Source organism: Trinickia sp., from assembly GCF_051961175.1.
In the GTDB taxonomy this organism is placed as follows: Bacteria; Pseudomonadota; Gammaproteobacteria; order Burkholderiales; family Burkholderiaceae; genus Trinickia.
On sequence record NZ_JBQCDN010000363.1, the window covers coordinates 1 to 5730 of the forward strand.

Annotated in this window: 6 protein-coding genes, 1 tRNA gene and 1 pseudogene; 6 read left to right on the forward strand and 2 right to left on the reverse strand. The window is 60.7% G+C overall.

Annotation, left to right across the window (positions count from 1 at the left end; all coding sequences use genetic code 11):
- The 6 genes from rplT to ACTHL0_RS20985 all read left to right on the forward strand — a co-directional run.
- A partial coding sequence (gene rplT / locus ACTHL0_RS20960) for a 50S ribosomal protein L20 (RefSeq protein ID WP_440568818.1) occupies positions 1–192 on the forward strand: 192 nt, incomplete at its 5' end.
- Positions 193–345: 153 nt separating this feature from the next.
- Positions 346–1359, forward strand: a complete 1014-nt coding sequence (gene pheS / locus ACTHL0_RS20965) for a phenylalanine--tRNA ligase subunit alpha (protein ID WP_440568819.1) — start codon at positions 346–348, stop codon at positions 1357–1359.
- 125 nt (positions 1360–1484) lie between these two features.
- Positions 1485–3914 (forward strand): phenylalanine--tRNA ligase subunit beta, encoded by a 2430-nt coding sequence (pheT, locus tag ACTHL0_RS20970; protein ID WP_440568820.1) that lies wholly within the window; start codon positions 1485–1487, stop codon positions 3912–3914.
- Positions 3915–3982: 68 nt separating this feature from the next.
- Complete coding sequence (locus ACTHL0_RS20975) at positions 3983–4381, forward strand: integration host factor subunit alpha (protein WP_440568821.1); 399 nt, start codon at positions 3983–3985, stop codon at positions 4379–4381.
- Between the two features lie 79 nt (positions 4382–4460).
- On the forward strand, positions 4461–4895 hold the full coding sequence (locus tag ACTHL0_RS20980) for a MerR family transcriptional regulator (RefSeq protein WP_440568823.1): 435 nt from the start codon (positions 4461–4463) through the stop codon (positions 4893–4895).
- Positions 4896–4948: 53 nt separating this feature from the next.
- Positions 4949–5025 (forward strand) — tRNA-Pro (locus ACTHL0_RS20985).
- A gap of 156 nt (positions 5026–5181) precedes the next feature.
- On the opposite strand, the gene ACTHL0_RS20990 is transcribed toward ACTHL0_RS20985, so the two are convergent.
- Positions 5182–5553 carry a DUF1493 family protein gene (locus ACTHL0_RS20990; protein WP_440568824.1) on the reverse strand — a complete coding sequence of 124 codons (372 nt, stop codon included), beginning with the start codon at positions 5551–5553 and terminating at the stop codon, positions 5182–5184.
- Positions 5550–5730, reverse strand: a pseudogene (locus ACTHL0_RS20995) (STM2901 family protein); the annotation flags it as partial. The gene ACTHL0_RS20990 and the pseudogene ACTHL0_RS20995, both read right to left, overlap by 4 nt.

Genomic DNA, 5730 nt, shown 5'->3' on the forward strand with positions numbered 1-5730 from the left:
TTCCGTGCACTGTGGATCACGCGTATCAACGCGGCGGTTCGTCAGCACGACATGACGTACAGCGTGTTCATCAACGGCCTGAAGAAGGCGTCGATCGAACTCGACCGCAAGGTGCTGGCCGATATGGCTGTGTTCGACAAGGCCGCTTTTGCCGCGATCGTGAAGCAGGTGAAAGCCGCCGTTGCAGCCTGATTGATCACTGATTGAACAATTAGTCACTGCGTGGTTCGTCGGGAGCGCTGGCGCAAGCCGTCGTTCCCGACAAGAAAACGGGGCTCCTCACCGAGCCCCTTTTTTTTGCTGGTTGCACTCACGTAACTCACCGACGTTGAAATGATGGGATCAATGGATCTGGACCGGATTGTCGCCGACGCACAAGCAGCCTTCTCCGGAGCGCTCGACAGCACGACGCTCGAAAACGAGAAGGCGCGTTTTCTCGGCAAGGCGGGCATGCTGACGGAACTGCTGAAGGGGCTCGGCAAGCTCGATCCCGAGGCGCGCAAGGCCGAGGGTGCACGCATCAACGTCGCGAAGCAGCAAGTCGAGGCCGCCCTCACGGCGCGTCGCGATGCGCTCGCGCAGGCACTGCTCGAGCAGCGGCTGACGGCCGAAGCGATCGACGTCACCTTGCCTGGGCGCGGAACCGGCGCCGGCAGCTTGCACCCTGTGATGCAAACCTGGGAACGCGTCGAGCAAATCTTCGGCTCGATCGGTTTCGACGTGGCCGACGGCCCGGAAATCGAAACGGATTGGTACAACTTCACGGCGCTGAACAGCCCGGAAAACCATCCGGCGCGGTCGATGCAAGATACGTTTTATGTCGACGGCAAGGATGCAGGCGGGCGTCCGTTGCTGTTGCGTACGCACACGAGCCCGATGCAGGTTCGCTATGCGCGCAGCAATCAGCCGCCGATCAAAGTGATCGTGCCGGGGCGCACGTACCGCGTCGATAGCGATGCGACACACTCGCCGATGTTCAATCAAGTCGAAGGCTTGTGGATTGAAGAGAACATCAGCTTCGCCGATCTGAAAGGCGTCTATACCGATTTCCTGAAGAAATTCTTCGAGCGCGACGACATCCTCGTGCGCTTCAGGCCTTCGTATTTTCCGTTCACGGAACCGTCGGCCGAGATCGACATGAAGTTCGAAGAAGGCAAGAACGCCGGCAAATGGCTCGAGATCTCGGGCTCGGGCCAGGTGCATCCGAACGTCATCCGCAACATGGGCCTCGATCCGGAGCGCTACATCGGCTTCGCATTCGGCAGCGGCCTCGAGCGTCTGACGATGCTGCGCTATGGCGTGCAGGATCTGCGGCTCTTCTTCGAGAACGATCTGCGCTTCTTGCGGCAGTTCGCGTAAGCGCCGTTGCGTCATATCGACGGCGCGAACGAAAGCCGCAAGCGGTGCCTGGGCCTGCGAGCGCTTGATTCACGAGCGCTTGCAAGCCGCCGGGCATGGACCCACTCCTTCGAACGTAGACACACATGCAATTCCCTGAATCCTGGCTCCGAGCGTTTGTCGATCCGCAACTGACGACGGACGAACTGTCGCATGCGTTGACGATGGCCGGTCTCGAAGTCGAGTCGCTGCGCCCGGCCGCGCCGCCCACGTCGAAGATCGTCGTTGGCCGAGTGCTCGAAGTCGTCAAGCATCCGGATGCGGACAAGCTCAACGTCTGTCAGGTCGATGCCGGAACGGGCTCGGTGCTGAACATCGTTTGCGGGGCGCCGAACGTCGCGCCCGGTATCAAAGTGCCCGTCGCGCTCGTCGGTGCCCAGCTGCCGCCGGCGGAAGAGGGCGGCGCACCGTTCGTGATCAAGCTCTCGAAGCTGCGTGGCGTGCAAAGCGAAGGCATGCTGTGCTCGGCCCGCGAGCTCAAGCTCTCGGAAGATCATAGCGGCCTCATGATCCTGCCCGAGGACACGCCGATCGGACAGGACATTCGCGAAACGTTGAACCTGGACGATACCCTCTTCGAAATCAAGTTGACGCCGAACAAGGCCGATTGTTTGTCCGTGTTTGGCGTGGCGCGGGAAACAGCGGCCATTACCGGCGCGCCTTTGACGCCGGTTGCGATCGAGCCCGTCGCCGTCAAGCTCAACGAGCGCTTGCCCGTGAAGGTGACGGCGCCCGATCTGTGCGGCCGCTTTTCGGGCCGCGTGATTCGCGGCGTGAACGCCCGCGCGCACACACCGCAGTGGATGGTCGAACGCCTCGAGCGTTCAGGACAACGAAGCATTTCGGCGCTCGTCGACATTTCGAACTACGTCATGCTCGAGCTCGGCCGCCCGTCGCATGTGTTCGATCTCGACAAGATTCATGGCGGCATCGAAGTCCGCTGGGGCCGTCGCGGCGAAAGCCTGAAGCTCCTGAACGGCAATACGATCGAACTTGATGAAACAGTGGGCGTCATTGCCGACGGCCATCAAGTCGAGAGCCTGGCCGGCATCATGGGCGGCGACAGCACGGCGGTGACGCTCGACACGACCAACGTCTATCTGGAAGCCGCGTTCTGGTGGCCGGACAGCATTCGCGGCCGCTCGCGCAAGTACAACTTCTCGACCGATGCCGGTCATCGCTTCGAGCGCGGTGTCGATTACGACACGACTGTGCAGCACATCGAACGCATTACGCGCCTCATCCTCGATATTTGCGGCGGAGAGGCGGGGCCTGTCGATGATCACGTCGTCAACCTGCCGCAGCGTCCGCCCGTCACGATGCGCGTGGCACGGGCGCAGCGCGTGATCGGCGTGATGATCGATGCCGATGAAATGGCGCGGATCTTCACGCGCCTCGGGCTCCAGTATGAATTCGACGGCGAGATCTTCGCTGTGACGCCGCCGTCGTATCGTTTCGACATCGAGATCGAGGAAGACTTGATCGAGGAAGTCGCACGCATCTACGGCTTCGAAAAGATTCCGGCACGTCCGCCGGTTGCGGCAAACGCGATGCGCGCGACAAACGAGACGCGCCGTTCGATTCACACGCTGCGCCATGCGTTGGCCGCGCGCGATTACGCCGAGACGATCAACTTCAGCTTCGTCGACGAAAGCTGGGAGCGCGACTTCGCGGGCAACGACGCACCGGTTCGCGTGGTGAATCCGATTGCGAGCCAGTTGGCGGTCATGCGCACGACGTTGTTCGGCAGCCTGATCGACGTCTTGCGTCACAACTTGAATCGCCGCGCGGATCGCGTGCGCGTGTTCGAGGCGGGGCGCGTGTTCCTGCGCGACGCGTCGGTCGGTGCGAGCGAGATGACGGTGGAAGGCTATGCTCAACCGAAGCGCATCGGCGCGCTCGCTTATGGTCCGGCCGCTGACGAGCAGTGGGGCTTGTCCACGCGCCTGGTGGATTTCTTCGATGTAAAGGGCGATGTGGAAGCCTTATTCGCGCCGCGCGTGGCGCGCTTCGTCAAGGCGGAACATCCAGCGCTTCATCCGGGGCGCAGCGCGCGCATCGAACTCGATGGCCGTGCCGTGGGTTGGATCGGCGAACTGCATCCGCGTTGGATGCAGCAATACGATCTCCCGCATGCGCCGATGTTGTTCGAAGTCGATGCCGACGCGCTGATGGGCCGCGCGTTGCCGACGCCGTCGGACGTCTCGAAATACCCGCCGGTGCGGCGCGATATTGCGGTGGTGGTCGATCAGAACGTGGAGGTTCAGGCGCTGCTCGACGAGATGCAGAAGGCGCTCGGCGAAGACGCATGCAAGTTCGTCCAGAGGGTTGCGCTTTTTGATGAATTTCGTGCAAAATCAAGCACTTCCGGTGGCATGGCGGCGCATGAGAAAAGCCTTGCCTTCCGCGTGACCCTGCAAGATACTGGCGGCACGCTGCAGGACGAGACGGTGGATTTGGCCGTCAAGACCTTGGTGGATCGCTTGGCTCGAGTCTACGGCGCGCGGTTGCGCTGATGAGCGCGGGAACGCTCGCAAGAGCGTTCGTGCGGTGTGTCGCCATCGGATAGTCGCCGTTTTTAGACATGAACGAAATGAACTCGAGTGATTTCGAAGCCCTACTTGCGGCGCAGCGTGGCGCCATGATTCGCGAAATACCGACATCCTCTGTCGGCGTATCCAGCTCAACGGAAACGCCTACCTTGACCAAAGCCGAATTGGCCGAGCTGCTGTTCGACAATGTGGGACTGAACAAGCGCGAAGCCAAGGACATGGTGGAGGCGTTTTTCGAGGTGATCCGCGATGCGCTCGAAGGGGGCGATAGCGTGAAGCTGTCGGGCTTCGGCAACTTTCAGTTGCGTGACAAGCCGCAGCGGCCGGGGCGCAATCCCAAGACGGGCGAGGCGATTCCGATCGCGGCGCGCCGTGTCGTGACGTTCCATGCAAGCCAAAAGCTCAAGGCGCTGGTTGAAAGCGGGGCTTGAGGCTCGTTGAGCGGCGCTTGAATAGCGGCAGTTTCCGAAGTATTGCAGCGCGTCTTTTACCACGACGGTTAAACCGACGATGACTACGACGGTCGAGAAAGTCGTCTTGCCCCCGATTCCAGCAAAGCGCTACTTCACGATTGGTGAAGTGAGCGAGCTGTGCGGTGTGAAGCCGCATGTGCTGCGTTACTGGGAGCAGGAGTTCACGCAGCTGCGTCCCGTCAAGCGTCGCGGCAACCGTCGTTACTATCAGCACCATGAAGTCCTGTTGATTCGCCGTATTCGCGAATTGCTCTATGAGCAGGGTTTCACGATCAACGGTGCGCGCAACAAGCTCGATGCGCGTGGTGCGGTGATTGAAGAGGAAGAGGCCGCTGCTGCGAAGCCTGAGCAGGAAGGGCGGCAGGGGGCCGGTGTTTCGGCGCCTGCGCCGGCTTCGGATGTTGAAGCGAACGTCGATGTCGCGCAGCTGCGGAAGGATCTTTTCGGCATCATCGAACTGCTGCGCAGATAGTTTCGCGTAGGTGGTTCTATTTAGTGAAAGTGTCTGTTATACTTTCATGCTTTCGGGGCGTAGCGCAGCCTGGTAGCGTACCTGCATGGGGTGCAGGTGGTCGGAGGTTCAAATCCTCTCGCCCCGACCAGTATTGATAAGGGTTTCCGGTTTGTTTCCGGAAACCCTTTTTCGTTTGGGGCGCCGCAGGTACTTACAGGGTGCTGTAGCGTCACGCGCGTTTTGGCACCGTTTCGCGACGGCATTGTCACCTTCCAGTGACGTTTAATCGCGCGCTTTTCGCACCTCAATTGTTCCTACTGAGCATCGCCTCGGCCTCGGCCGTGTCCCACCGCCCACGACGCATCGCCTCAGCCAACATCCCGAGCGTTAAAGGCACGAGCGCCGGTCTGCGAAACCGCGTCGAAAATAGGCCAAGGAACGAAGAAAGCAACTGCTGGCCTTCCGGGCTAAAGTAGCGCCGGTAAGGGAATTCGTGCACCTGCACGTGGAAGGTGTCAGCCCACTTATCAATAAATTCGACAGCATCGAGCCCTGTGAGGCCCAAGTCATCCTCAAGGCGCGACGTGGGCTGAATATCCAGTTGACCGCCGAATAGCGGTCGACCGAGTTCCTCCCGCGCAAACGCCTCCAACCGATCCCATGTCTCGTCCTTCACAGCGGCACCCGATCAGCCGGTTGCGCGAGGCGGTTGTAGGTCACGACCGTATTGCGGATGATCAAGAATGCGTCTCGGGCCAGAAACACTTCGCCAACGAGCGGGATCGATCGCCCAACAAAAGCCCCTAGATTGCGCGTAAAGGCAGTCCGCACTCCTTTAAGCCCGATCTTCGTG

Coding starts and splice junctions, on each gene's coding strand:
- pheS (WP_440568819.1), top strand. CDS start 346: ATGGATCTGGACCGGATTGTCGCCGACGCACAAGCAGCCTTCTCCGGA.
- pheT (WP_440568820.1), top strand. CDS start 1,485: ATGCAATTCCCTGAATCCTGGCTCCGAGCGTTTGTCGATCCGCAACTG.
- ACTHL0_RS20980 (WP_440568823.1), top strand. CDS start 4,461: ATGACTACGACGGTCGAGAAAGTCGTCTTGCCCCCGATTCCAGCAAAG.
- ACTHL0_RS20975 (WP_440568821.1), top strand. CDS start 3,983: ATGAACGAAATGAACTCGAGTGATTTCGAAGCCCTACTTGCGGCGCAG.